General features: G+C 40.2%; 24 protein-coding genes. 15 read left to right on the top strand and 9 right to left on the bottom strand.

From position 1 onward, the window contains the following. Positions 1–12: 12 nt before the first annotated feature. The gene (gene csdA, locus M0M83_RS16120; RefSeq protein ID WP_248466943.1) at positions 13–1,218 is read right to left on the bottom strand and encodes a cysteine desulfurase CsdA; all 1,206 of its coding nucleotides are present in this window, start codon (positions 1,216–1,218) and stop codon (positions 13–15) included. A 708-nt stretch (positions 1,219–1,926) separates the two neighbouring features. Between csdA and M0M83_RS16115 the strand changes: the two genes are divergently transcribed. The 3 genes from M0M83_RS16115 to rlmM are packed head-to-tail and all read left to right on the top strand — an operon-like array spanning position 1,927 to position 4,387. Continuing rightward, positions 1,927–2,868 (top strand): transcriptional regulator GcvA, encoded by a 942-nt coding sequence (locus M0M83_RS16115; protein ID WP_102139949.1) that lies wholly within the window; start codon positions 1,927–1,929, stop codon positions 2,866–2,868. Positions 2,869–2,895: 27 nt separating this feature from the next. Beyond that, on the top strand, positions 2,896–3,291 hold the full coding sequence (locus M0M83_RS16110) for a DUF423 domain-containing protein (protein WP_125890300.1): 396 nt from the start codon (positions 2,896–2,898) through the stop codon (positions 3,289–3,291). Continuing rightward, positions 3,284–4,387, top strand: a complete 1,104-nt coding sequence (gene rlmM / locus M0M83_RS16105; protein WP_125890299.1) for a 23S rRNA (cytidine(2498)-2'-O)-methyltransferase RlmM — start codon at positions 3,284–3,286, stop codon at positions 4,385–4,387. Before M0M83_RS16110 ends, rlmM begins: the two co-directional genes overlap by 8 nt. Before the next feature lie 55 nt (positions 4,388–4,442). Here rlmM and xni read toward each other — a convergent pair whose 3' ends face one another. From xni to queF, 3 genes are all read right to left on the bottom strand, one after another. Continuing rightward, positions 4,443–5,198 carry a flap endonuclease Xni gene (xni, locus tag M0M83_RS16100; RefSeq protein WP_248466941.1) on the bottom strand — a complete coding sequence of 252 codons (756 nt, stop codon included), beginning with the start codon at positions 5,196–5,198 and terminating at the stop codon, positions 4,443–4,445. 17 nt (positions 5,199–5,215) lie between these two features. Continuing rightward, positions 5,216–6,583, bottom strand: coding sequence for a nucleotide 5'-monophosphate nucleosidase PpnN (gene ppnN, locus M0M83_RS16095; RefSeq protein ID WP_102139946.1), 1,368 nt, complete (start codon positions 6,581–6,583; stop codon positions 5,216–5,218). A gap of 85 nt (positions 6,584–6,668) precedes the next feature. Then, positions 6,669–7,514 (bottom strand): NADPH-dependent 7-cyano-7-deazaguanine reductase QueF, encoded by an 846-nt coding sequence (queF, locus tag M0M83_RS16090; RefSeq protein WP_213913030.1) that lies wholly within the window; start codon positions 7,512–7,514, stop codon positions 6,669–6,671. Between the two features lie 147 nt (positions 7,515–7,661). Between queF and syd the strand changes: the two genes are divergently transcribed. Then, positions 7,662–8,222 (top strand): SecY-interacting protein, encoded by a 561-nt coding sequence (gene syd / locus M0M83_RS16085; RefSeq protein ID WP_213913029.1) that lies wholly within the window; start codon positions 7,662–7,664, stop codon positions 8,220–8,222. 476 nt (positions 8,223–8,698) lie between these two features. Here syd and M0M83_RS16080 read toward each other — a convergent pair whose 3' ends face one another. Beyond that, the gene (locus M0M83_RS16080; protein ID WP_248466940.1) at positions 8,699–9,595 is read right to left on the bottom strand and encodes a DUF535 family protein; all 897 of its coding nucleotides are present in this window, start codon (positions 9,593–9,595) and stop codon (positions 8,699–8,701) included. A gap of 252 nt (positions 9,596–9,847) precedes the next feature. On the opposite strand from M0M83_RS16080, the gene M0M83_RS16075 reads away from it, so the two are divergent. The 3 genes from M0M83_RS16075 to M0M83_RS16065 are packed head-to-tail and all read left to right on the top strand — an operon-like array spanning position 9,848 to position 11,423. After that, complete coding sequence (locus M0M83_RS16075) at positions 9,848–10,183, top strand: YqcC family protein (protein WP_125890295.1); 336 nt, start codon at positions 9,848–9,850, stop codon at positions 10,181–10,183. Between the two features lie 7 nt (positions 10,184–10,190). Next, the gene (gene truC / locus M0M83_RS16070; RefSeq protein WP_248466939.1) at positions 10,191–10,949 is read left to right on the top strand and encodes a tRNA pseudouridine(65) synthase TruC; all 759 of its coding nucleotides are present in this window, start codon (positions 10,191–10,193) and stop codon (positions 10,947–10,949) included. 21 nt (positions 10,950–10,970) lie between these two features. Continuing rightward, on the top strand, positions 10,971–11,423 hold the full coding sequence (locus M0M83_RS16065) for a flavodoxin (RefSeq protein ID WP_248466938.1): 453 nt from the start codon (positions 10,971–10,973) through the stop codon (positions 11,421–11,423). A gap of 86 nt (positions 11,424–11,509) precedes the next feature. Here M0M83_RS16065 and M0M83_RS16060 read toward each other — a convergent pair whose 3' ends face one another. From M0M83_RS16060 to map, 4 genes are all read right to left on the bottom strand, one after another. Next, on the bottom strand, positions 11,510–11,890 hold the full coding sequence (locus M0M83_RS16060; RefSeq protein WP_004908747.1) for a DUF3461 family protein: 381 nt from the start codon (positions 11,888–11,890) through the stop codon (positions 11,510–11,512). A gap of 419 nt (positions 11,891–12,309) precedes the next feature. Next, on the bottom strand, positions 12,310–13,137 hold the full coding sequence (gene dapD / locus M0M83_RS16055) for a 2,3,4,5-tetrahydropyridine-2,6-dicarboxylate N-succinyltransferase (RefSeq protein ID WP_213913025.1): 828 nt from the start codon (positions 13,135–13,137) through the stop codon (positions 12,310–12,312). 62 nt (positions 13,138–13,199) lie between these two features. Then, entirely contained in the window at positions 13,200–15,836 is a 2,637-nt protein-coding gene (gene glnD, locus M0M83_RS16050; protein ID WP_248466937.1) for a bifunctional uridylyltransferase/uridylyl-removing protein GlnD, read from the bottom strand. A gap of 108 nt (positions 15,837–15,944) precedes the next feature. Beyond that, a complete protein-coding gene (map, locus tag M0M83_RS16045; protein WP_166264459.1) occupies positions 15,945–16,742 on the bottom strand; it encodes a type I methionyl aminopeptidase in 798 nt (265 codons plus the stop codon). 653 nt (positions 16,743–17,395) lie between these two features. On the opposite strand from map, the gene rpsB reads away from it, so the two are divergent. The 8 genes from rpsB (at position 17,396) to rseP (ending at position 25,224) form a co-directional block, all read left to right on the top strand. Next, positions 17,396–18,121: a 30S ribosomal protein S2 gene (gene rpsB, locus M0M83_RS16040; RefSeq protein WP_004257504.1), complete on the top strand. Its 726-nt coding sequence runs from the start codon at positions 17,396–17,398 to the stop codon at positions 18,119–18,121. Between the two features lie 142 nt (positions 18,122–18,263). Continuing rightward, complete coding sequence (gene tsf, locus M0M83_RS16035) at positions 18,264–19,115, top strand: translation elongation factor Ts (protein ID WP_213913023.1); 852 nt, start codon at positions 18,264–18,266, stop codon at positions 19,113–19,115. Between the two features lie 196 nt (positions 19,116–19,311). Beyond that, a complete protein-coding gene (gene pyrH / locus M0M83_RS16030) occupies positions 19,312–20,040 on the top strand; it encodes a UMP kinase (protein ID WP_004257499.1) in 729 nt (242 codons plus the stop codon). 110 nt (positions 20,041–20,150) lie between these two features. Further along, the gene (gene frr / locus M0M83_RS16025; protein WP_125890289.1) at positions 20,151–20,708 is read left to right on the top strand and encodes a ribosome recycling factor; all 558 of its coding nucleotides are present in this window, start codon (positions 20,151–20,153) and stop codon (positions 20,706–20,708) included. Between the two features lie 149 nt (positions 20,709–20,857). After that, the gene (ispC, locus tag M0M83_RS16020; RefSeq protein ID WP_125890288.1) at positions 20,858–22,051 is read left to right on the top strand and encodes a 1-deoxy-D-xylulose-5-phosphate reductoisomerase; all 1,194 of its coding nucleotides are present in this window, start codon (positions 20,858–20,860) and stop codon (positions 22,049–22,051) included. Positions 22,052–22,237: 186 nt separating this feature from the next. Next, positions 22,238–22,993: a polyprenyl diphosphate synthase gene (gene uppS / locus M0M83_RS16015; RefSeq protein WP_248466936.1), complete on the top strand. Its 756-nt coding sequence runs from the start codon at positions 22,238–22,240 to the stop codon at positions 22,991–22,993. A 9-nt stretch (positions 22,994–23,002) separates the two neighbouring features. After that, the gene (cdsA, locus tag M0M83_RS16010; RefSeq protein ID WP_125890286.1) at positions 23,003–23,863 is read left to right on the top strand and encodes a phosphatidate cytidylyltransferase; all 861 of its coding nucleotides are present in this window, start codon (positions 23,003–23,005) and stop codon (positions 23,861–23,863) included. 8 nt (positions 23,864–23,871) lie between these two features. Beyond that, positions 23,872–25,224: a sigma E protease regulator RseP gene (gene rseP / locus M0M83_RS16005; RefSeq protein ID WP_102139932.1), complete on the top strand. Its 1,353-nt coding sequence runs from the start codon at positions 23,872–23,874 to the stop codon at positions 25,222–25,224. Positions 25,225–25,235 lie beyond the last annotated feature (11 nt).

Raw genomic sequence — 25,235 nt, 5'->3', positions numbered from 1 at the left:
TCCTTTATTGATTTATTCATTGAGTATAGAAAGTGAAACGGTGACTGCGTCAATAAATTTATCGACATCTTGCAGGTTGTTGTAAGGCATCATTGAGATACGCAAGCAGCCACTTATATTTAATGCATCCATTAATGGTTGGGTGCAGTGTTGACCATAGCGTAGTGCAATATTTTGCTCGGTCAAGAGGGCTCCCAGATCACTATGATGAACATCTTTGAAGTTAAATGATAGCAAAGGAGAATGTGGCACACTATAGCTAATAAAGCCGGGAAGTGCTGATAGTTTTTTAGTTGCATATTCGGTTAATGAGCAAGTATATGTTTCTGCTAGTGTTAAATTTGTCTCTTCCAGCCACTCTAGGACAGCTGAAAAGGCAATTACTCCAGCAATATTCGGTGTCCCTGCTTCGAACCGTTGGGGAATAGGAGCAAGTGTAAAATTATCAAATGTGACGTGAGTCAGCATTTTACCGCCACCATGCCAAGGGGACATTCGTTCTAACAGTTCTGTTTTTGCATAGCAAACCCCAAGCCCTGTGGGCCCATATAACTTATGTGCTGAAAATACATAGAAATCGATATTCAGATCACTGACATTAATAGGGCTATGGACGACACCTTGTGCACCATCAACAACGACGAGAGCTCCGATTTGGTGGGCAAGTTGGGTGACTGTCTGTATATCTGGCTGATACCCAGTTACATTGGACATTTGCGTAATAGCGATCACCTTCGTTTTTTCTGATAATTTAGATTTGAGTACATCAATGCTCAATGTCAGGTTTTTTTCAACTGGCCATTTTATAATTTTTGCACCGGTTTGCTGTGAAAGCATAATCCATGGTAATAAATTTGAATGATGTTCTATTTCACTAACAATAATTTCATCATCAGGTTGTAATGTTGAGCGAAAATAACCTTGTGTAATTAAATTAATTGATTCTGTTGTCCCGCGTGTCCAAATAATATTTCTTTCACTTGAAGCACGAATATATTTTGCAGCACGAATTCGCCCCTGCTCATAATCACGTGTTAATTTTAATGATTCAAGTGACTGCCCTCGGTATACCGAACTGCCCGACAAGCGGTAGTAGTCATTTGATGCATTGATCATGGCAATAGGTTTCAATGCAGTGGCGGCACTATCAAAAAATAGTGTTGACGAGTCTATCGCTGGAAAGGCGAGGCGAAATGTGGTGTCGCTAAAATGATCCATGAGTATTTTCTTTTTAGTCAAAATTTCAAGGTAATTTGAATTACTGAGTGCTGTATTGCTGATTGTACATTTATTAGTACATTTATAGTTATTTTCTGATTAATTTAAACCCATCATTTTTTAATCTAAACATTGAAATATTTTGTTACGTTTGGTATTAATTGTTGGTAATTATTCTAGATGTGGTTTCAAGATGATTCAGTGTTTTGCATTACAATGCAACGCCTTTTACGTATAAATTTATTTTTTTAAGTGCTTAGTAAATAATTTTCAAGATTTATCTTAAATATCTTACTGAAAGTTTTTTCTGTACACTTGTATTTATCTATAGATATTTGTATTTATTAAGTTAAATTGCTTAAGTAAATACCGAAATGACATTAAAAAAAGAGTAAAAAAAGAGTAAAAAAAAGCACCGCGTGTTGGCGGTGCACTATATAAAATCACTATGGACAGACAGGGTAAATGTACAGGAAGTGAAAAAACAGTAGCTAAAGCTACAAAGGTCTGGTTCAACCAGACAACTTGCAAACACAACATCACAACCACAAAGCCAAAAGTTTCAAAGTAACTAAACTCTGTAACTTTTCGTTCCGGCTTAGGAAGTGTGCATACTATAGGTATTTACTAGCGTATCCTCAAGGGACAAATTATAATGCTTCGGATGAAAAAAACTAATGCATAACAAGATGCCAAGTAGAAGTGATTATGTCTAAAAGATTACCGCCCCTAAATGCACTGAGAGTCTTTGACGCTGCAGCTCGTCATTTAAGTTTTACTAAGGCAGCAGAAGAATTATTTGTCACTCAAGCGGCCGTTAGCCACCAAATGAAAAGTTTGGAGGATTTCCTTGGGTTGAAATTATTTCGTCGACGCAATCGGTCATTGTTGTTGACAGAAGAGGGACAAAGTTATTACCTTGATATTAAAGAAATTTTTTCTTCTTTAAATGAGGCGACACGTAAGCTACAGGCAAGGAGCGCGAAGGGAGCATTAACAGTGAGTTTATCCCCAAGTTTTGCAATTCAGTGGCTGGTACCAAGGCTTTCAGGCTTTAATCAAGCCTATCCAGGAATTGATGTGCGGATCCAAGCTGTAGATAGAGAAGAAGATAAATTGGCTGATGACGTTGATGTCGCTATTTTCTACGGTAAGGGTAATTGGCCAGGATTAAGAACAGATAGGCTTTATGCTGAATATTTAATGCCAGTCTGTTCACCATCTTTATTAACTGGGGATAGCCAACTAAAAGTTCCTGAAGATCTAGCAAAACATACGTTACTTCACGATTCTTCACGAAGAGACTGGCAAGCATATGTTAAGCAACTAGAGTTACAAAATGTAGTCAATGTACAGCAAGGCCCTATTTTTAGTCATAGTGCTATGGTGATTCAAGCTGCTGTTCATGGTCAGGGGGTTGCATTAACGAATAATGTTATGGCCAAAAATGAAATTGACGCAGGGCGCTTAGTTTGTCCCTTTAGTGAGGTATTAGTTAGTAAAAACGCTTTCTACCTAGTTTGCCAAGAAAATCAGGCAGATTTAGGAAAAATAGCTGCATTTCGCCAATGGATCCTTGGGCAGGCAGCAAGTGAACAAGAGAAATTAGGCTTTATTACGGGTGACCAAGATGTGGCGCTTATTCAGTAATCAAGTATTTAAATAAAAGGTGTTACTGTGAATAGTCGTTTGATGTTAATTTTCGCTGGAATTAGTGGCTTCTTTACTGTGGCTTTCGGAGCTATTGGTTCGCATGCGTTATCGTCAATTATGAGTGTCCATCAAATGGACTGGATTGAAATAGGGCTACGTTATCAAATGCTGCATACTGTAGCACTGATGGTGCTTGGGGCTGTTTTATTACGTAAAATTATCCTATGGTTCTATTGGTCAGGTGTGTTTTTCTCTGTTGGAATACTTCTTTTTAGCGGTAGCCTTTATTGTATGGCACTATTGCAGGTAAAATACTTCTCTTATTTTACGCCAATAGGTGGTGTATGTTTCCTAATTGGTTGGCTGTTAGTGGTTATTGGCGCTATGCGTCTAAGGAAATCGGCGTCACGCAATGAGTAATAAAATTGCACTATATTGCCGTCCAGGCTTTGAAAAAGAATGTGCAGCAGAGATTACAGATAAAGCAGGGCAAAAAGAGATTTATGGTTTTGCCCGCGTAAAAGAAAATAGTGGTTATGTTATTTTTGAGTGTTATCAAGCAGAAGATGCCGACACACTCGCACGGACGTTGCCTTTTCGAGAATTAATTTTTGCTCGTCAAATGATTGTAATAGGAGACTTACTTAAGGACTTACCGCCTGAAGACCGTATTACTCCGATTGTAAATGCATTGAGTCAGCAAGTTGCGCGGGCAGGTGATATCCGTGTTGAAGTTGCTGATACCAACGAATCGAAAGAGCTGCTGAAATTTTGCCGTAAGTTTACGGTACCTTTGCGTAATGCATTACGCAAAGAAAAAATCTTATTGCCACTCGAAAACTTTAAGCGGCCCGTTATTCATGTGTTCTTTATTGCCCCAGGTTGTTGCTATACCGGGTATTCATATACCAATAATAGTTCAAATTTCTATATGGGGATCCCAAGGTTAAAATTCCCATCGGATGCGCCGAGCCGTTCAACCTTAAAACTTGAGGAAGCTTTCCATGTCTTTATTCCTTATGAAGAGTGGGAAGAGCGTTTAGCGAGCGGAATGAAAGCAGTCGATCTTGGTGCATGTCCAGGTGGATGGACTTATCAATTGGTAAAACGTAGTATGATGGTGGATGCTGTAGATAACGGCCCAATGGCGGAAAGCCTTATGGATACAGGGCAAGTTAAGCATCACCGTGAAGATGGGTTTAAATTTAAACCAACGTCCCACAATATTACGTGGTTAGTCTGTGATATGGTCGAAAAACCGGCTAAAGTTGCTGCGTTAATGACGGAGTGGCTTGCACAAGGTTGGTGCCGAGAGGCCATTTTTAACTTAAAATTGCCGATGAAAAAGCGCTATGAAGAAGTTTCACATATCTTAGAAAAGATGAAAACACAGCTTAAAGAGCAAGGCGTTAATGTGTTGATTCAAGCGAAACAGCTTTATCATGACCGCGAAGAAGTGACTGTACATGTGATGAGGATATGGTCGGCAAATCCAATGGCACGCGAGTATTATTAATCCATAAAATCAGCTAATAAGAAGGGCCACTAATTAAGTGGCCTTCTTGTATATATTAGTTGGTTCTATAACGTAGCTGATTCAAATTTCCTTGTAACGCGATATCGGTTCTTAAAGTTGCAATATCTCGACAAATCAATGCCATTTCCTGTTGATTGATGAGTTTTTTCTGCCACTTTTCTTCAAGTTTATCTAAATTAGCAAATATATTTTCAATAGAATGGTATTGCTGCAATAAGGTTGTGGCACTTTTGGGGCCAATACCTGCAACCCCAGGAACCTTACTGCTACTGATCCCTGCGAGTCCCCAATAATCAGGAAGTTGCTCAGGAGAAACACCAAATTCCTTCTCGATAAAGGGGATATCAAGCCAGCGTTTTTGAAAATAGTCACGAATTCTTAAGTTAGGAGAAAGGAGTTGGCAATAACCTTTATCTGTGGACACGATGGTAACCGTATGACCAGAGCCCGCAATGCGTGTTGCTAAGGTTGCGGCTAAGTCATCAGCTTCATCCCCTTCAGACTGCCAGCAGTGAATCCCTTTTTCTTTAAATAAAGCGATTAATGCAGGGAGTTCGGCATGCAAATCTTCAGGCATAGGTTGTCGGCCAGCTTTATAATCAGGCAGTCTTTCATGGCGCCAGCTTTGATGACGTCCTTCTTCATCAAACACAGCGACAATGTGTGTGGCCTCTGTATGGGTGATCAACTGCGCTATTGCAGATAAACAAGTTTCTCCACATGGGCTTCCTTGCACCGCGTGGATCCGGCGTATTAAGTTTAATGCATCAATAATTAATAAATGGATCATAAATACGCCATCATTATTTATTTCACGATTTCATAGCAAGGTTCGTATGCAGTACCACCCGGTAATTTCATACGATGTTGTTCAACGAAGCCTTGTAATAACACATCCATACGCTTCATTAGCTCACTATCACCGTGAATTTTGAATGGGCCATGTTTTTCGATGGCTTTCATACCAACTTCTTTCACGTTACCAGCGACAATACCGGAGAAAGCACGACGTAAATCTGAAGCCAATTTTTCAGGTGCTTGTCCTGGGTGTAGGTTCAGTGACGCCATATTTTCATGCGTTGGTTCGAATGGATGCTGTAAATCGTGAGCAATTTTGATCGACCAGTTGAAGCTATAGGCATCACCAGTGCTACGGCGATTTTCTTTAACTTGTGGCATGCTACGTTTCATCACACGAGCAACTTCTGGAGCATCATCAATAATAATTTGGTAATGCTTGCTGGCTTCATCACCTAAAGTGTGACGAATAAAATCGTCTAATACTTCAAAGTATTCAGCACTTTCTTTTGGACCCGTTAAAATCAATGGCAGAACTTGTTCACTGTTAGCTGGATCCATCAAGATACCAAGTAAATAAAGCAACTCTTCAGCTGTACCGACACCGCCAGGGAAGATAATAATCCCATGACCTAATCGAACGAATGCCTCTAAACGTTTTTCGATATCAGGCATAATGATGAGCTCGTTCACTAATGGGTTTGGTGGCTCAGCCGCAATAATTGAAGGTTCAGTTAAGCCGATAAAACGGCTATTTTTGTATTGTTGTTGGGCATGGCCAACAGCAGCACCTTTCATTGGTGCTTCCATAGCTCCGGGACCACAACCTGTACAGATATTGAGTTCACGTAAGCCAAGTTCGTTACCGACCTTACGACCATATAGGTATTCAATTTCATTAATTGAGTGGCCACCCCAGCAAACAATCATACTTGGGTCTTCATCAATGTGCAGTGCGCGAGCATTACGCAAGATGGAGAAAATCATGTTGGTGATGTGGGTGCCATTTTCGAGGTCTAGATTAAATCGCTCTTTGGCATGTGTAATTTGCGCATGTACGAATAAAATGTCACGTAATACGGCAAACAGGTTTGCTTGTAAGGTGCGGATGATTTTACCATCAACGAAGGCTTTTTCTGGTGGCTCGATAAGTTCGAGCTTAACGCCGCGCTCACGACGTAATACGTTGATATCAAAATCTTTACTTTTTTCTAAAAGCTCTTTACTGCTATCGGTTAAGCTGCCTGAATGCAAAACGGCTAAAGAGCAATTCCTAAATAATTGGTACAAATCGCTACTGGCCGTGCGTTTTAGCATATCAACTTCAAGTTGAGAGAGTAGATCCATAGATCCTAATGGACTGATGTGAGTAATCAAGTAGTACTCCTTTACCCAATGGGTTCTTGATATGTGATTGTACTGTAAATGCATTAATTACATTTATTTTTCAACTATATGTCACTTATTGCCGTGATAAACGACCTAATTCAGGCTTAAATTCTTCATTACTACGCCATGGGTTTATATCAAGCCCTCCACGGCGAGTATAGCGTGCGTAAACACTTAATTTTTCAGGTTTACACAATTGCATAATGTCAGTGAAAATGCGTTCAACGCACTGTTCGTGAAATTCATTATGATGACGAAATGAAACTAAATAACGCAATAAAGCTTCGCGATCAATTTTTGGCCCACGATAGTGGATTTGCACAGAGCCCCAGTCAGGTTGATTGGTAATTAAGCAGTTTGATTTTAATAAATGGCTTACTAACGTTTCGTCGACAACCTGTTGCTGGGTACAATTCGCCAAATAGTCTCGATTAAACTCATAATTATCAATATCAATTTCTTGCTCATCAATACATTCGCCAAGTAATGGCTGGATAGGTTGATGAGAAAAATGGGCTAATTTATGGAGTGTAACGCTTACTTGGCCATTAGCACAGTGGCTTAAATCATTTTGCAAAGCGCTTCGCACATTTTCCCAAGTTTCAAAACGTGTTTGGTTAAAACTGTTTAGATAAAGCTTAAAACTTTTTGATTCAATTAAATTTTCGCTATTTGCATCAACACTAACCGAACCTATTGCTACCTGAGGAACACCACGCTGATTTAGCCATGAAAGCTCATACATTGTCCAAATATCGGCACCGTGAAACGGAAGCGCCTTAGCGTGAATGGCTAAAGGATCTCGATTTAAACTACGAGGGACGGCTTGCAATAATGTGGCATCATATCGGTCATGGTACGTCGTTTTCTTCCCAAGTGTTAAATTATTAAGTGCGGGATTATTCTGGTAGTGTGACATAGGGGTCCTTATACTTCATAAACTTAAAATGAGGCTTACAGGTAAAAAATTGGGATGTTTTCTTCATTTGCAAACTTCTGTCATAATACCATTTATCTACTACATTGACGCCTTTCTCTTTAAATTGGCTACAAAAAACGCATAACTATGAATACATCACACTCTGTCGCTCTACAAAATTTTACTCACAAATATATTTCGCAGTGGCACCAACAAACGGGTTTACCTCCTGCCTCAACAGATCTCTATGGTGTTCCATCTCCATGTATTGTCCGTACAGGTGAAAACTGGGTTTATTGGGAGCCTCAGCCATTCCCAATAAAGGATGCGAACTTAGACAAAGTCGCGACAGCATTGGAAATCAATTTACAAGATGACATCCATGCTTTTTATACGACACAACTTGCTGGTGATATGAAAGCCACATTTCGAGATATTACGCTGAGTTTAGTGCAGGTATGGAATGAAGATGATTTCATCCGTTTGCAAGAAAATTTAATTGGCCATTTAGTCACTCAGAAGCGCTTAAAACTATCCCCCACGCTGTTCATTGCGACTTTAGAATCAGAGATTGAAATGATTTCAATGTGTAATCTCACGGGGGAAATTATATTAGAAAAATTTGGTAGTCAGGAAAGGCGTGTACTTTCTTCGAATTTAACAAGTTTTCTCGATGAACTAGTGGTTGTCATTGAACCTCAGGGGTAAGTATTTTGAAGTGAGTTTATGTAAGTAAATGCCTACAATTGAGCTAAGTCATCTCTTAAAAAACGATCTTTATATTGTAATGATAATTATTTAACTTTTAATTTCATGGCGTTACTATCTGGATTGTGATTTGTAGGTGTTTTCACCGTATTATTGTTTATTTTGCTAGGTTGTTTCATTAATACATTTAATGCATTCTTATCTCGCTGGACAGGGTAAACTCGTTTAGCTTTTTATACCTTAATGCTTAATATAAGGTGTAAAAATTGTTTAAAACAAAGCGATGGAACGCGACTAGGTGACGAATCTATAAATTTGTTTTAATCAACAGGATGTTGAATGACGGGAAGTCATTTGCAGGATGCGTAAATTTTAAAGTATGAGCCAGTCAGCTTCGGTTGACTGGCTTTTTTAGTTATGCGTTTATTACAGTAGAGAGGTAGAAAAGTATCAATGGTAATTTAACTTGTTAAAAATCAATGCATTGTCCTAGTTGAGTTTTCGGTTAACGAGGCAATAATATCTTGGGTCATGGTATCGCGTAGTGCTTCTCGGCGGCGAAATTCAGCACGACGCTGGCTTTTCACTGACTCAATGTCTCGTACTGGTTCTTGAATGGGTAATTGGAACCAACCATCAGGTGTTTTCGTTGCACTACATTCTTGCCAAAACGTATCGTAGCTTGATTTCAAATGCTGGCTCTTAATATGGCACTGGTTTGAAATCCCTAATATTGATTTGGCCTGAAAGAAGGTTGCTACTGCATAAACCGCGGACATTAATAAGTTTTTCGGTCTCATTCCGTGCATCTGCTTAGTTATCAACCTAACTTGGTCGACACTTTGTTCAGTGGAAGGGCCTTGTAAAGAGCACACATACAATTGTCCTTCAGGGCCAAAGGAAAAACTCATTAAATAAATATCGTCACCCGTTTCATTTCTCAAGTGTAAGGTGAGATCACCTTCCCGAGGATATTGAGAATAAATCAATGTTAATTGAGCAAATTCTCCTGATTTTAATTCAATGTTGGCTACATTAAGCCCTTGGCGCTTAGCACAAAACATCGCTTCAAGCGCTTCAGGTTTAAATGTGGTTTCAATTAAATTTAGCGTGTAGCTGGCAGTTAATAATTTTTGTTTTCCATTCCAATTTTTATGTAGGTATTTATTGATTGGGCGCTCAATGAAGTGAGGAACGCCTTCAATAACGGAAGAAAACTGAGCACTACGGTAGTTTTGACACATAAATTGATAATGCTGATATTGTGACGAAGGTAGCTTTGAAATGCGTATTTTTCTTTTTAATTCAATATAGTTAGAGTTTAAAGCTTTCCAGACTTTATTTTCCTTGCGCCACTGTTTTAGTCGTCCCATAAATAAACCATTTTGCTGTTAATTATTTTGTAAGTTCTAAATTGATAAAACATTTAATTTTACATGTGTTATCTGCAACGAAACATAAACAGAATTTATTAAATGAGTTGTTAGCTTAATGGTCGCGATAATAATTATAGATAAGGAAAATGAATCAGCTTGTATTTACTCATTTTTAACCCCATTTATTCGACAGAATTGTTATACAAAATATCGTATATTTGCCATTGCTATTACTAAATGAGTTTAAGTATGAATATTGAACAACGTATCATTGAGAAGCTTCGTCACTTAGAAGAGGAAATGAAATTAAAATCTCTTTGGAGGGAGCAACCGCCTTTGCCAGACGCTTTTAATAGTGTAGAGCCTTTTTGTATTGACACGATGGAGGCGATAGAGTGGCTACAGTGGATTTTGATCCCCCGCCTGCAAATGTTAATTGAGCAAGGGGCGACGCTGCCAACTAACTTTGCGGTTGCTCCTTATTTTGAAGAAGCTTATAAGCATGATGAAGAAGAACAATACACCCTAATTATTGATTATTTGCGTGAATTAGATGGTTTTTTCTCAACAAAGACCCACGGGTAATTTATTGATGCTGGAAATTATTTATCACGATGAGTATATGGTGGCTGTGAATAAGCCCGCGGGGATGCTAGTGCATCGCAGTTGGCTGGACAGTAAAGAAACCGTCTTTGCGATGCAAACATTACGTGACCAAATTGGCCAGTATGTTTATCCCATTCATCGCTTAGATAGGCCAACCTCAGGTATATTACTTTTTGCATTATCGAGTGAGGTTGCAAGGCTGTTGTCGGCTCAATTTGAAAACCATCAGTTAGAAAAAGTGTATCATGCCATTGTTCGTGGCTATTTAACTGAAGAGCAAACCATCGATTATCCGTTGTTAGAAGAGTTAGATAAAATTGCGGATAAGCATGCATCACGTGAGCCTGTTTTGCAGGAGTGTGTTACCCACTGTAAACCGATAGCAACAGTTGAATGTCCCATTGCGATTGGGCGATATGAAACATCAAGATTTAGTTTGGTTGAATTAAAACCTGAAACTGGTCGTAAACATCAATTGAGAAGGCATATGTCTCACCTTCGCCATCCTATTATTGGAGATAGCAAGCATGGCGACTTACGCCAAAATAGAGGCGTGAATACGCATTTTTCAGTATCGCGCTTGATGTTACATGCCAGCGTATTAAATTTAAACCATCCAATAACAAAAGAAAATATATCGTTGGTTGCCACATGGGATACACAATGGTTGTCATTAATTGAGCAATTTGGATGGTCAGGCAAAGTTGAAAAATTAGGGATAAACGTTATTAACTCATCAAGTTAACTATAAAATAGAGGGAAAGTTATGTCAAAAATAGGCATTTTTGTTGGAACTGTCTACGGTAACTCTTTAGCTGTTGCAGAAACAGCACAAGAAATTTTAGAGCAGCTAGGGCATGAAGTGGTTGTTTTTGATGAGCCCACCTTGAACGATTGGCAACTTTATAATTCAGGCAATGAAATTGCGCTTATTGTTACCTCGTCGACAGGGCAAGGAGATTTACCGGACACTATCGCTCCGTTATATAGTGAAATCAAAGATGTTGTCGGTTATCAACCTGACTTGCGTTATGGCTTAATTGCTTTAGGTGATAGCAGCTATGAAAGCTTTTGTGGGGCCGGTATTCGTTTTGATGAGTTGTTAGCTGAACAATCAGCGACCCGTATTGGTGATATTTTATTTATTGATGCAATTGAGGTGGATGTTCCTGAGGAGTTTGCTAAGCCTTGGGTTGAAGCGTGGGCAGAGCTGCTCTAAAAAATGTCTGCACCGTAGTATTACCTATATTAATGATAAATATTGGCAGTGCTACGGCGCAGTAAATTAATCATTTCACCTGTAAATTATTTACGGGTCAGTTTTTCTAGATCCGCTTCAATTTCTGCGATCTTATTTGAAACCACGTGTTCAAGATGGCGTAAGTCATCAAGAATTTTGTGTTTTAAATCAATATCAGTTTGATCTGTTTGGCAAATTTGGTCTAGTTCTTCGATGGCATAACGCAGGTTAGTGTTAATTTCATTAATTTCTTTGAAATTATTATTACCGTCAGCAATAGTTTTACGCTGGCGTGGGTATTTGAATTTTACACTTTTAGCGAAAAACTCACCTTTATCTTTGCGAAAATATATTTTTAAAATGTCATTATTCGCTTCTTGGCGTAAGGTGTAGCGGTCGATGTCTTGAGGGTTACTGATGCCTAAACTTTTCAAATTATCGTACATGTTAGCTCGCTTTACTGTAGAGACAGAGTCGGTAAACAAAGTGATAGTGTGAGCAGGCCGTAACAATATCGGTCTATTTCTCGTTAATAAGTTATCTATTCCACTCGTTTGGATGATAGATAGAATGATGTTATTACACAAACAGCATCATTATAATGAAAAATAAAATAATACAGTTTTATTAAAGGTAAACGGCAAAAGCCACGGATATATTATGCGCGATTTGTAGAAATTGACAAACTTCTCTTTGCAATTAATGCGCTAATATTAAAAGGTAACACTGATATGGCCACCCGAGTTGCATACGGGGGTATGCGATTCGGGATAGCTTTGGTTTTTTAACCTAATTACCGTCGCTCACTATAAAAGCTTATTATAAAAACCAGTAACAGGTTTGGCGTGAGATTATAAAGGGTTAACTATTCATCAATGGTTCGTAATAATTCATTAATGCCTACTTTACCGCGGGTTTTTTCATCGACTTTCTTGACAATGACTGCACAATACAGGCTATAACGACCATCTTTAGATGGTAGATTACCCGAAACAACTACGGAGCCAGCAGGGACTCGGCCATAATGGATTTCACCCGTTTCACGGTCATAGATTTTGGTGCTTTGCCCCAAATAAACGCCCATTGAAATGACGGAACCCTCTTCAACAATTACCCCTTCAACGACTTCAGAACGAGCACCAATAAAGCAATTGTCTTCAATAATCGTTGGGTTGGCTTGTAATGGTTCGAGTACACCACCGATCCCTACACCACCAGATAAATGCACGTTTTTACCAATCTGTGCACATGAGCCAACGGTTGCCCACGTATCCACCATCGAGCCCTCATCAACGTAGGCACCAATGTTGACATATGACGGCATTAATACGCTATTTTTAGCAATATAAGCGCCTTTACGTACCGCGGCAGGGGGAACAACTCGGAAGCCTTCTTTCTCGAAGCGAGCTTGGTCATAATCTGCAAATTTCATCGGGACTTTATCGAAATAACGGCTTTCTGCACCGTCAATGACTTGGTTATCTTGAATGCGAAATGATAATAAAACTGCTTTTTTCAGCCATTGGTGGGTAACCCAAACACCAGCAATTTTTTCAGCGACACGTAATTTTCCGTTGTCGAGTAATGCTATGGTATCTAGCACGGCTTGCTTTACCGAACTTGATACGGTATTTGGTGTGATATTGGCTCGCTCTTCGAACGCTTGTTCAATGATCGCTTGTAAATGCTGCATTGATTGTATTTTCCTCTTAAATGACCTAAAAGTGAACGTTCACCATAAAAATGTGATGGACGCTATATTTTATCCTTCGATTTTAGGGTTTCTGTCAACCTTTCTGATAACTCTTGTTGCATATTTTTAGTCAAGGCCTTGTGATCTTTATCTGCTAAGACAAAGAAATCTTCTACTTTTTCGCCAATTGTCGTGATGCGTGCGCCATATAGCGAAATTTCCATTTGCGCAAAAATATGACCGATACGAGCCAATAACCCCGGTTGATCCAAAGCGAACAGCTCCATATAAGTGCGACGTTCGTTAGTGGAATGCAGGAAATTCACTTTTGTTGGCACAGTAAAGTGACGTAATTTTGACGGTAAGGTACGTGGCTTAGGCAGTGAAATTTCAGGTTGCTGTACGGCTAATAACAACATTTTTCGGATATGGTCGTATCTGTCTTTGGATAGAGGGCTACCGTTAGGTTCCAGTACGATGAAGGTATCCATAGCCATATTGTCTTTATTGGTGAAAATTTGAGCGCTATGAATGCTTAAATTTCGCCGATCTAATTCGCTGGCAACAGCTGCAAATAAATGGGGTTTATCATGGCACCAAATAAAAATTTCGGTTCCGCCATGCTTAGGTTGCGTGCTGATTAACACCAATGGCTGGCTCAAGTCGTGGGCCAGTAAGTGCTTAGCATGCCATGCTAATTGGGATGGCGTATGACGTAAAAAATAATCAGCATGGCAGCGAGACCATAAGTTTTGTAGTTTCTCTTCATCGATGGATGATTGGCGCAGTAATGATAAAGCTTGATAACGGTGATGACGAATGCGTTCGCGTAAGTCAGGGGTACTTTGCATGCCTTGATTTAACTGGTGTTCTGTCGATAAAAATAGCTCACGAATTAAACTTTGTTTCCAGCTATTCCATAGCGTGCTATTTGTGGCACAAATATCTGCAACTGTTAAACACATCAAGTAGTTAAGCCGTGAAACGGTTTTAACTTCTCCTGCAAATTGCTTGATAATATCAGGGTCCTGAATATCGCGTCGTTGAGCTGTCACTGACATTAATAAGTGATTTTTTACCAACCAGGAAGCCAATTCAGCTTCTTTGACAGAAAAATCATGCAGTAAGGCGAAATCATAAACAAACTCAGAGCCGAGATCAGAGTGATCCCCTGAGCGGCCTTTAGCGATATCATGGAAAATCGCAGCTAATCGTAAAAGTTCGGGATGCAATAACTTGGGGTAAACACTGACACAAAGAGGGTGATCTCGGCGGTTTTCTTCTAATGTAAAACTATCAATTTTTTGCAGTACGCGGATCGTGTGTTCATCAACGGTATACGCATGAAATAGGTCGAATTGCATTTGACCAACGATATTGCCCCATAATGGAGTGTAGGCACTTAATACACTGTGAAGGTGCATAGGGACAAAAGCCCCTTTGATTGCTCTGGGATGGCGTAAAATTTTAATAAACAGTTTTCGGGCTTCAGGGATTTCGCATAGTGGCACTGAAAGGTTGCGGCGTGCATAACGAAGCTGACGCAATGTGGTGGAATAGATCCCTGTAATATTTGGATAGCGAGCCATTTGATAAAACATTTTTAAAATGGCGGCTGGCTGCTTAATAAATAACTCTTCATCAATAACGTCAATCAATGACCCGCGTAATTGGAATAGTGAATCAATAGTGCGGGGCTTTTCGTTGGGGTTAAGTGTTAAAATAGCTTCATCAAATAACTGCAATAACATTTGATTAAGTTCTCGAACACGGCGAGTGACGCGATAGAAATCTTTCATCATCCGTTCAACGGGTTGGTTTTTTTCGCCTTCATAACCCAGTAAGCGAGCCACACTAAACTGGCGGTCAAATAGCAGTCGATTATCATGGCGTTTCACCACTAAATGGAGTGCAAAGCGAATTTTCCATAAAAACATTAAGCACTCTTTGAGTTCTTGGCGCTCTTCTTCAGTGAGAAAGCCAAAGCCTACCATTTCATCGACGGTAGTTGCACCAAAATGGCGTCGTCCGACCCACAGTAAGGTATGGATATCTCGCAATCCCCCAGGGCTACTTTTAATATCAGGTTCTAAATTATAGCTGGTGCTATGGAAGCGTTGATGACGCTCTTGTTGCTCTTCAATTTTTGCGGCAAAAAAGACGGCAGAAGGCCAAAAACCATCGCTAAAAATGGTTTTTTGTAATCGTAAAAACAGAGTGACATCACCACAAATTAACCGTGATTCAATGAGGTTAGTTGCGGTGGTTAGATCCGTATTTCCGGCTTCAATACATTCAGCAAGGGAACGAACACTGTGGCCGATATCAAACCGCAAATCCCACAAGAGCGTGATAAATTGCCCTATTTCGCTAGCGATGTGTTCTGGAAGGGGGTTTTTACTTAAAACTAAAATATCAATGTCAGAAAGTGGATGTAGTTCATGGCGCCCATAACCCCCAACGGCGATCAGTGACATATCGGGCTGCTTATCAAATTTAAAAGATTGCCATAATCGAGTTAGTAACGCATCAAGGTAATCACTTCGCAAGTGAATAAGGTCGGCAACATTTTTACCTTGGTTGAAAGCCTCTTCCAACCATTGGTCGAAATCATCGACATGTTGTCTTAATGAATTCAATTCGAGGTCATGAGGACTAAATTGATTCGGAGATAGGTAGGAAGCTGAATTGGCTGTCATCTTTATCTTTCCGTATTGATAGCAATAGGGGTTAGCTACCAGCTTACGGTTTTTTGATAAAAATGAACAGAGGTAGAGCCTTCGATTAAAAAGGCTCTAAGAAGAAGATTATTCGTTAACTAATACCGCAGAGATAAAGGGCTCTTCTTCTTTACGGAGTGTGAGTATTTCACAGCCGTTATCTGTTACGACTAATGTGTGCTCATATTGCGCTGACCAACCGCGGTCTTTGGTTTTAACTGTCCAGCCATCTTTCATGGTACGAATGCGGTGATCACCCGTGTTGACCATTGGCTCAATGGTAAAAGTCATCCCTTTTTGCAGGACTACGCCACTGTCATCAGCGTCATAGTGCAGAACTTGTGGCTCTTCATGGAAACCTTGCCCAATGCCGTGGCCGCAATATTCACGCACAACTGAGAAATCTTGTTTTTCGACAAATTCTTGAATTGCTTTGCCCAGGGTACGTAAGCGAATACCCGGTTTAACCATACGGATAGCTAAATACAAGCTGTCTAGGGTGACTTGGCAAAGGCGTTCGCCTTGAATTGTCGGTTTACCAACGATAAACATTTTGGAGGTATCGCCATGGAAACCCTCTTTAATAACAGTGACATCGATATTGACAATATCGCCATCTTTCAAAATTTTATCGTCGCTAGGAATACCGTGGCAGATGACATCATTCACGGAAATACAAACAGATTTAGGAAAACCGTGATAATCCAAACATGCAGGGATAGCTTTCTGCACATCAACAATGTGTTGATGACATAGGCGGTCTAATTCACCTGTACTAACACCCGGCACAACGTGCGGTGCAATCATTTCTAATACTTCTGCTGCTAAGCGACCAGCAACTCGCATTTTCTGAATATCTTCTTCAGTTTTGATAATAATAGCCATGAATTTAGTCCATTCATGCCAACATTGATTTGATGGCATGTTAAAAAGAGGGGGGAAAATAGGGAGCCCATTTTACCTCGATAAGATATATGGTAACAGCCACCACATTTTCTGCCAACTAGCTATCGAGTGGATCCGAAAGTCGAAGTCGCTGCATAGTAGATAAGGAACGGTACGGAGTTTGTTCATTTTGAGCTTTTAATAGCACAAAATGCAAAATAATCACGAAGGCCATTGAGAATGGCATAATAAAAATAAGGCTTTTTTATCTTGTCAAAAAGTGACTATAATTAGCCTGAGTGATGGTTAAATATTGCTCAGGCGAATCGCTTTAAATTAAATCCATTTTTAGGCATTTTTGTGAACGAAAAAAACAACAAAAGTTGGCTTCTAAGTTGGTTTTATGGTATAAAGCGCGCCGGCAATCCATATTATTTCTTATCAGCATCATCGAAGTGTCATTTTATGGCATCAAGATGAAGTGGCTTATGATGAAAGTTTGGATGTGCGAAACTTAAAACTCAATTGTGTAATAACACACACAAATCGACACGTGCGCCGGGGTGCTCTTATGCGTTTTAACGCAGCTTTGGAGTCGGTAGCATGGGATTTGTGGAGGCATAACCCCAATTACTTAAATACAGAGGTATTAAATGGCAACTGTTTCCATGCGCGATATGTTACAAGCAGGCGTACACTTTGGTCACCAGACTCGTTACTGGAACCCAAAAATGAAACCTTTCATTTTCGGTGCGCGTAACAAAGTTCATATCATCAACCTGGAAAAAACTGTTCCAATGTTCAACGAAGCTCTGGCTGAGTTGACTAAAATTGCTTCTCGTAAAGGCAAAATTCTGTTTGTCGGTACTAAACGTGCTGCAAGCGAAGCCGTTCAAGAAGCTGCTAACAGCTGTGATCAGTATTTCGTTAACCACCGTTGGTTAGGCGGAATGTTGACTAACTGGAAAACCGTTCGTCAGTCAATCAAACGTCTGAAAGATTTAGAAGTTCAATCACAAGACGGTACTTTCGACAAACTGACTAAGAAAGAAGCGCTGATGCGTACTCGTGAACTTGGTAAGTTAGAAAACAGCTTAGGCGGTATCAAAGATATGGGCGGTTTACCTGACGCTCTGTTCGTTATCGATGCAGACCACGAACACATCGCTATTAAAGAAGCAAACAACTTGGGTATCCCAGTATTTGCTATCGTTGATACTAACTCTGATCCAGACGGTATCGACTTCGTTATCCCTGGTAACGATGATGCAATCCGTGCAATCAAACTGTATCTGGGCGCTGTAGCAAGCACCGTTCGTGAAGGTCGTTCACAAGATCTGGCTGTTCAAGCAGAAGAAAGCTTAGTAGAAGCTGAATAATAAGGTTTAAACCCTTATTTAGGTATTGCTATACAGGTACTGCTATATGTTAGAAGGGGCCTGATTTAGGCCCCTTTTATATATGAATCAGAACTATCCACGTGGGGAATATTCCCACGGGGAATATCGAGGAATAAATCACATGTCTGGAATTACCGCTGCATTGGTAAAAGAACTGCGCGAACGTACTGGCGCAGGTATGATGGAATGTAAAAAAGCACTTGTTGAAGCTAATGGCGACATCGAATTAGCAATTGATAACATGCGTAAATCAGGTCAAGCAAAAGCGGCTAAAAAAGCAGGTCGCGTTGCAGCTGAAGGTGTTATCCTGACTGAAGTTTTCAACGGTGGTAAAACAGGTGCTCTGGTTGAGCTGAACTGCGAAACTGACTTCGTTGCTAAAGATGCAGGTTTCATAGCATTCGGTAAAGAAGTTTTAGCTTCTGTTGTCGCTGACAAAAATGCGGATATCGAAGCGCTGAAAGCAAAATTCGAAGAAGCTCGTACAACATTAGTTGCGAAAATTGGTGAAAACATCAATATTCGTCGCGTTGCTATTCTGGAAGGCGCACAAGTAGGTAGCTACCTGCACGGTGCACGTATTGGTGTTTTAGTTGCAGCTGAAGGTGCTGACGAAGAATTACTGAAACACATTGCTATGCACATCGCTGCAAGCAAACCTGAATATGTGACTCCAGATGATGTCCCTGCTGATGTTGTTGCTCACGAGCACCAAATCCAGTTAGACATCGCTATGCAATCGGGTAAACCACGCGAAATCGCTGAAAAAATGGTTATCGGTCGCATGAACAAATTCACTGGCGAAATCTCTCTGACTGGCCAGCCTTTCGTAATGGACCCAAGCAAATCTGTTGGTGACTTACTGAAAGAGAAAGGTGCTACAGTTTCTGGTTTCCTTCGTTTTGAAGTTGGTGAAGGTATCGAAAAAGTTGAAACTGACTTTGCAGCAGAAGTTGCTGCAATGAGCAAGTAATCAACTAAGGGCCGCCAATTGGCGGCTCTGTTTTATATACGTCTATTCCCATCGATGTTTATGTCACTTACATAAATAGCGCTAGAATTCATTGTGTATAAAAACATTGTATTTAAACTCATTAAAAATTTAGGTATGTAGAATTCTATAATTCTACGTATGTTACCCCAATAAATCTCTGTTAGGACAGAACACCATGGCAACCAATGCAAAACCCGTTTATCAGCGTATCCTGCTTAAGCTAAGTGGCGAAGCCTTACAAGGCGCAGAAGGTTTTGGTATCGATGCTAGCGTTTTAGATCGTATGGCTCAGGAAATCAAAGAACTCATAGAACTGGGTATACAGGTCGGTGTCGTTATTGGCGGTGGTAACCTGTTTCGTGGTGCTGGTTTGGCACAAGCAGGCATGAACCGTGTTGTCGGAGACCACATGGGAATGCTAGCAACTGTGATGAACGGACTCGCAATGCGTGATGCATTACATCGCGCCTATGTGAATGCAAGACTGATGTCTGCAATTCCACTTAACGGTGTCTGTGATAACTATAGCTGGGCAGAAGCTATTAGCTTGTTACGTCACGGCCGTGTTGTTATTTTTTCTGCAGGAACAGGCAACCCATTTTTTACAACAGACTCTGCTGCGTGTCTACGTGGCATTGAAATTGAAGCGGATGTTGTATTAAAAGCGACAAAAGTTGATGGTGTGTATTCAGCAGACCCTGCTAAGGACCCAGATGCGGTCCTTTATGAAAATCTGAGTTACCAAGAAGTTTTAGAGCGTGAACTTAAAGTGATGGACTTGGCTGCGTTCACATTAGCACGTGATCATAACTTACCGATTCGCGTATTCAATATGAATAAGCCAGGCGCTTTACGACGCGTGGTTATGGGCGAAAATGAAGGAACTCTGATTTCTCACAATTAATACTCAGAGACATGACCTGAGTTTAAATGTATTATCTAGCATATAAATTCAGACTATTTAAGCGAGGCCGCATCGCGGCCTTTAATAACCAGTTCTTAAGGGTTGAAAACGTGATTAATGAAATCCAAAAAGATGCTCAAGACCGTATGGAAAAGAGCCTTGAAGCATTCAAAAACCAAATTAGTAAAGTTCGTACAGGCCGTGCATCCCCAAGTCTGTTAGATGGTATTACTGTTGAATATTATGGTTCAGCAACGCCTCTGCGCCAATTAGCAAACGTCACTGTTGAAGATTCACGCACATTAGCGATTTCTGTTTTTGACCGCAGCATGTCACCTGCGATTGAAAAAGCGATTATGGCATCTGACTTAGGTCTGAACCCATCATCAGCGGGTACCGTGATCCGTGTTCCTCTTCCTCCATTAACGGAAGAGCGTCGTAAAGACTTAATTAAAGTGGTTCGTGGTGAGGCAGAACAAGGTCGTATTGCTGTTCGTAACGTGCGCCGTGATGCTAACGATAAAGTAAAAGCTTTACTGAAAGATAAAGAAATCAGTGAAGATGATGAGCGCCGTTCACAGGATGATATCCAAAAGCTGACTGATAACTACATCAAAAAAGTTGATGAGTCATTAGCGCAAAAAGAAGCGGAGCTGATGGAGTTTTAATCCATCATGATAATAAAGCCACCAAAGCAAACAACTGTAAAAGTGTGCGCTAGCGTGGCTTTATTATTTTCATATCTATTAATAAATCTTTTCTAATCATTAAGCTGATATAATCTCAGTATTGAATTAATACAGAGTAACCAATCACTATGAAACGTCTGACAATCCTGGGTTCTACAGGTTCAATTGGTACCAATACACTTTCTGTTGTTCGCCAAAATCCCGAAAAATTTCAAATTATTGCTTTAGTGGCAGGAAAGAATGTCGCTGAAATGGCGAAACAGTGCCTTGAGTTTAATCCGAAATATGCCTCAATGGCGGATGAACCATCTGCAAAAGCGTTAAAAACTATTTTGACAGAGAATAATTGTAAAACTGAAGTTTTATCAGGAAAACAAGCTGCAATTGACCTTGCTGGTCTTGATGATGCAGACCAAGTGATGTCAGCAATTACCGGGGTTGCCGGTTTACTTCCTACTTTAGCAGCAATACGCAAAGGTAAAAGAATATTATTAGCGAATAAAGAGTCTTTAATTACCAGTGGCCGTTTATTCTTTAATGAGATTCGCAAGCACAATGCAACTGTGTTTCCTATTGATAGTGAGCATAATGCTATCTTCCAAAGTTTACCTGAAATTATTCAATTAAATTTAGGATTCTCTGATTTGTCTGCATCGGGTATTTCGAGCATCGTATTAACCGGTTCAGGCGGCCCATTTAGGGATACCCCGTTATCGCATTTTGATAATGTGACACCTGATGAAGCGTGTAACCACCCAAATTGGTCAATGGGGCGAAAAATATCAGTCGATTCAGCGACAATGATGAATAAAGGGCTAGAATATATTGAGGCTTGCTATTTTTTTAATGCGAGCGCCGAGCAAATGGAAGTGATTATCCATCCTCAATCTGTTATTCATTCCATGGTTCGGTATCAAGATGGTAGCGTGATAGCCCAGTTGGGGACGCCAGATATGCGTACACCGATTTCATACAGCATGGCTTATCCCCAGCGTATCGTATCTGGCGCAAAACCGCTTGATTTTGCAACACTTTCATCATTAACGTTTGTTCAGCCTGACTATCAACGTTATCCTTGCTTGAAGCTTGCAATCGATGCCTGTCATCAAGGACAAGCCGCGACAACTGTACTTAATGGTGCTAATGAAATGACCGTTGCCGCATTTCTTGAAGGTAAAATACGCTTTACGGATATCGCCAAAATCAACCACAATGTATTAGAAAACCAAGTTTTTTCTGAACCAGTTTCGATTGAAGAGGTCTTAGAAATCGACGGATGGGCGCGTAAAAATGCAGAAAAAATAATCGCTCAGACAATTTAGAACTGGTATGTGTTTTATTTAGTTGCTGATAGCCATAATAACTCTTTAATATGTGACGTGTTTAAAAAAAGAAAAACAACATGGTATCGCTTAGAGATTTAAGGATGTGTCTTATCAGCAAATTCAATAATAGTAGTTATTATTGGTCTGTATACTCAAAGTGGTACTCACAAGGATTAATATTTAATGAACTCTAGTGGTGAAAATCTCTCTGATTCAATGATGCCTAAGCATGTTGCTATCATTATGGATGGTAATGGCCGATGGGCGAAACAAAGAGGGAAACTTAGAATTTCAGGTCATAAGGCAGGCGTTGAGTCTGTCCGTAATTCTGTACGCTTTGCGGTAAAAAATAAAATTAGTTCGCTGACATTGTATGCCTTTAGTAGTGAAAACTGGAGAAGGCCAGAGAAAGAAGTGAGTTCTTTAATGGAACTCTTTGTTTTTGCTCTTGATAATGAAGTTAAAAACTTACATAAAAACAATGTAAAACTAAAAGTCATTGGTGATGTGAACCGTTTTAGTGAACGTCTCAGAAAAAGAATTGATAAGGCGGAAGCATTAACGCAAAACAATACTGGGCTAAAACTGAATATTGCTGCGAATTATGGTGGCCGCTGGGATATTAGTAACAGTGTAAAACAAGTATTTGCAAAGGTTCAAAGTGGTGAGCTTTCTATTGATGACATCAATGAAGAAAGTATTGATAACCATATTTGTATGCATGACCAAGAGAATGTCGATTTAGTCATAAGAACGGGGGGGGAGCACCGTATTAGCAACTTCCTCTTATGGCAAGTCGCTTATGCGGAATTTTATTTCACCAACGTTTTGTGGCCAGATTTTGATGAAATGGTGTTTCAAAGTGCAGTTGATGCTTTTAGTCAGCGTGAGCGCCGTTATGGTGGAGCTGAATCAGATGATGAACAGGGCAAAGAATAGGGGAAAGATGTGCTGAAATATCGTTTGCTTACTGCGATAGTCTTAATACCGATTGTTATTGCAGCGCTGTTTTTACTTTCTCCAGCGAATTTTGGGTTTGTTGTGATTGCGGTTTGTGCTTTAGGCGCTTGGGAATGGGCGCAATTTGTCGGCTGGCATTCACAAGCTAAGCGTATAGGCTTAGCGGTTGTTTTTACTGCAATATTACTCGCAATGCAATTTTCTATTTCCGATATAAATCAGTTTTCTACTGAACCTATGATCCTGTATGGCCTATGGGCAGGCCTTATTTGGTGGGGAATTGCCATTATTTTAGTGGTTACCTATCCTGCTTCTGCAGCATGGGGTAAGTCCGTCATTATTCGATTGCTATTTGGTGTGTTAACAATTATCCCGTTCTATTGTGGGATGATGGTTTTAAGAACCGTTGGTTATCAAAGTGATACATTCTTCGGTGCTTGGTGGTTATTGTATGTCATGTTGCTGGTTTGGGGCGCGGATTCAGGTGCTTATGCATTTGGTCGAACTATCGGACGCAACAAAATGGCCCCTAAGGTATCACCAGGTAAAACATGGGAAGGTTTAATTGGTGGCCTTATAACTGCAGGGGTAATTTCATGGTTATTTAGTGCCTTTGCGCCAATCCCTGTGATGCCTGATTATTTGCTAGTGACTTCAATTATTGTTGTTATAGTATCTGTGTTTGGTGATTTAACCGAAAGTATGTTTAAGCGCCAATCAGGTATTAAAGATAGTAGCCACTTAATTCCTGGACATGGCGGTATCTTGGATCGTATTGATAGCCTGACAGCAGCAATTCCTGTTTTTGCTGGGCTAAATTTGTTAATTTTTAACGGTTTTGGTCTTTAGGAAGATACATGGGATTTATTTGGAGTTTAGTTGCATTTATTATCGCGATAGGCGTGTTAATTACAGTGCACGAGTTCGGCCACTACTGGGTTGCTCGTCGTTGTGGTGTTTATGTTGAACGTTTCTCTATTGGGTTTGGCAAAACGTTATGGCGCAAAGTCGATAAACATGGCACTGAATTTGTTTTGGCAATGATCCCGCTAGGGGGGTATGTCAAAATGCTTGATGAGCGAGTGGGGAGCGTCTCTCCTGAACGTCGCCATCAAGCGTTTAATAATAAAACTGTAGGTCAACGAGCGGCCATTATTAGTGCTGGGCCAATTGCGAACTTTTTGTTAGCAATTGTTGTCTATTGGATAGTCTTTATGATAGGTATTCCTTCCGTAAAACCTATCATTGAAGACGTAAAACCAGGTTCTATTGCGGCAACTGCAAATTTTGAACCAAAAATGGAACTAAAATCCATTGATGGCATCGAAACTCCTGACTGGAATTCAGTTCGTTTAGCATTGGTTGGCAAAATAGGCGACCGTGAACTGACAGCTCAAGTATTACCAAATGGTTATAATGAGCCGATTACAAAAACAGTTGATTTAACGACTTGGCAGCTTGATCCTGAGAAACAAGATCCAATTTTGTCGGTAGGTATAATGCCGGTTTCTGCAAGGATTGACCCCGTTATCCAAAAGGTGACGCAAGGGTTAGCTGGTGAACGAGCCGGCTTACAGAAAGGCGACAGAATAGTCAGTGTTAATGGGGAAGTATTAGGTCTTTGGAACCCAGTTACACGCATTATTCGTAATAACCCAGGCGTCCCGTTAAAACTTGAAGTACAGCGGTCACAACAATTGATTTCACTCACACTGACCCCAGATAGCCAGAATGGACAGCGTGGGGAGAAAATTGGGTTTGCAGGTGTAGAACTTTCAGTGTTACCGTTAGCAGATGAATATAAAATGGTGCAACAATATGGGCCATTTTCTGCGTTTTACCAAGCCAGTGATAAGACGTGGCAATTAATGAAGTTGACGGTCAATATGATGGGTAAACTGGTTGTTGGGGATGTCAAACTCAATAACTTGAGCGGTCCGATATCTATCGCTAAAGGTGCGGGGGTATCCGCCGAGTCAGGCTTGGTATATTATTTGATGTTTATTGCGCTTATTAGTGTCAATTTAGGTATCATCAATCTGTTTCCATTGCCTGTTTTAGATGGGGGGCACTTGCTCTTCTTATTAATTGAAAAAATTAAAGGAAGTCCAGTGTCTGAGCGAGTACAAGACTTTAGTTTTCGGATAGGTGCAATGGCATTGATTCTGTTAATGGGACTTGCACTTTTTAATGATTTCTCTCGCTTCTAATTTTTATAAGC

The sequence above is a fragment of the Providencia rettgeri genome (genome assembly GCF_023205015.1).
GTDB lineage: Bacteria > Pseudomonadota > Gammaproteobacteria > Enterobacterales > Enterobacteriaceae > Providencia > Providencia rettgeri_E.
Note: the sequence above shows the minus strand (reverse complement) of the source record. Positions and strands in the feature narration are given on the sequence as shown.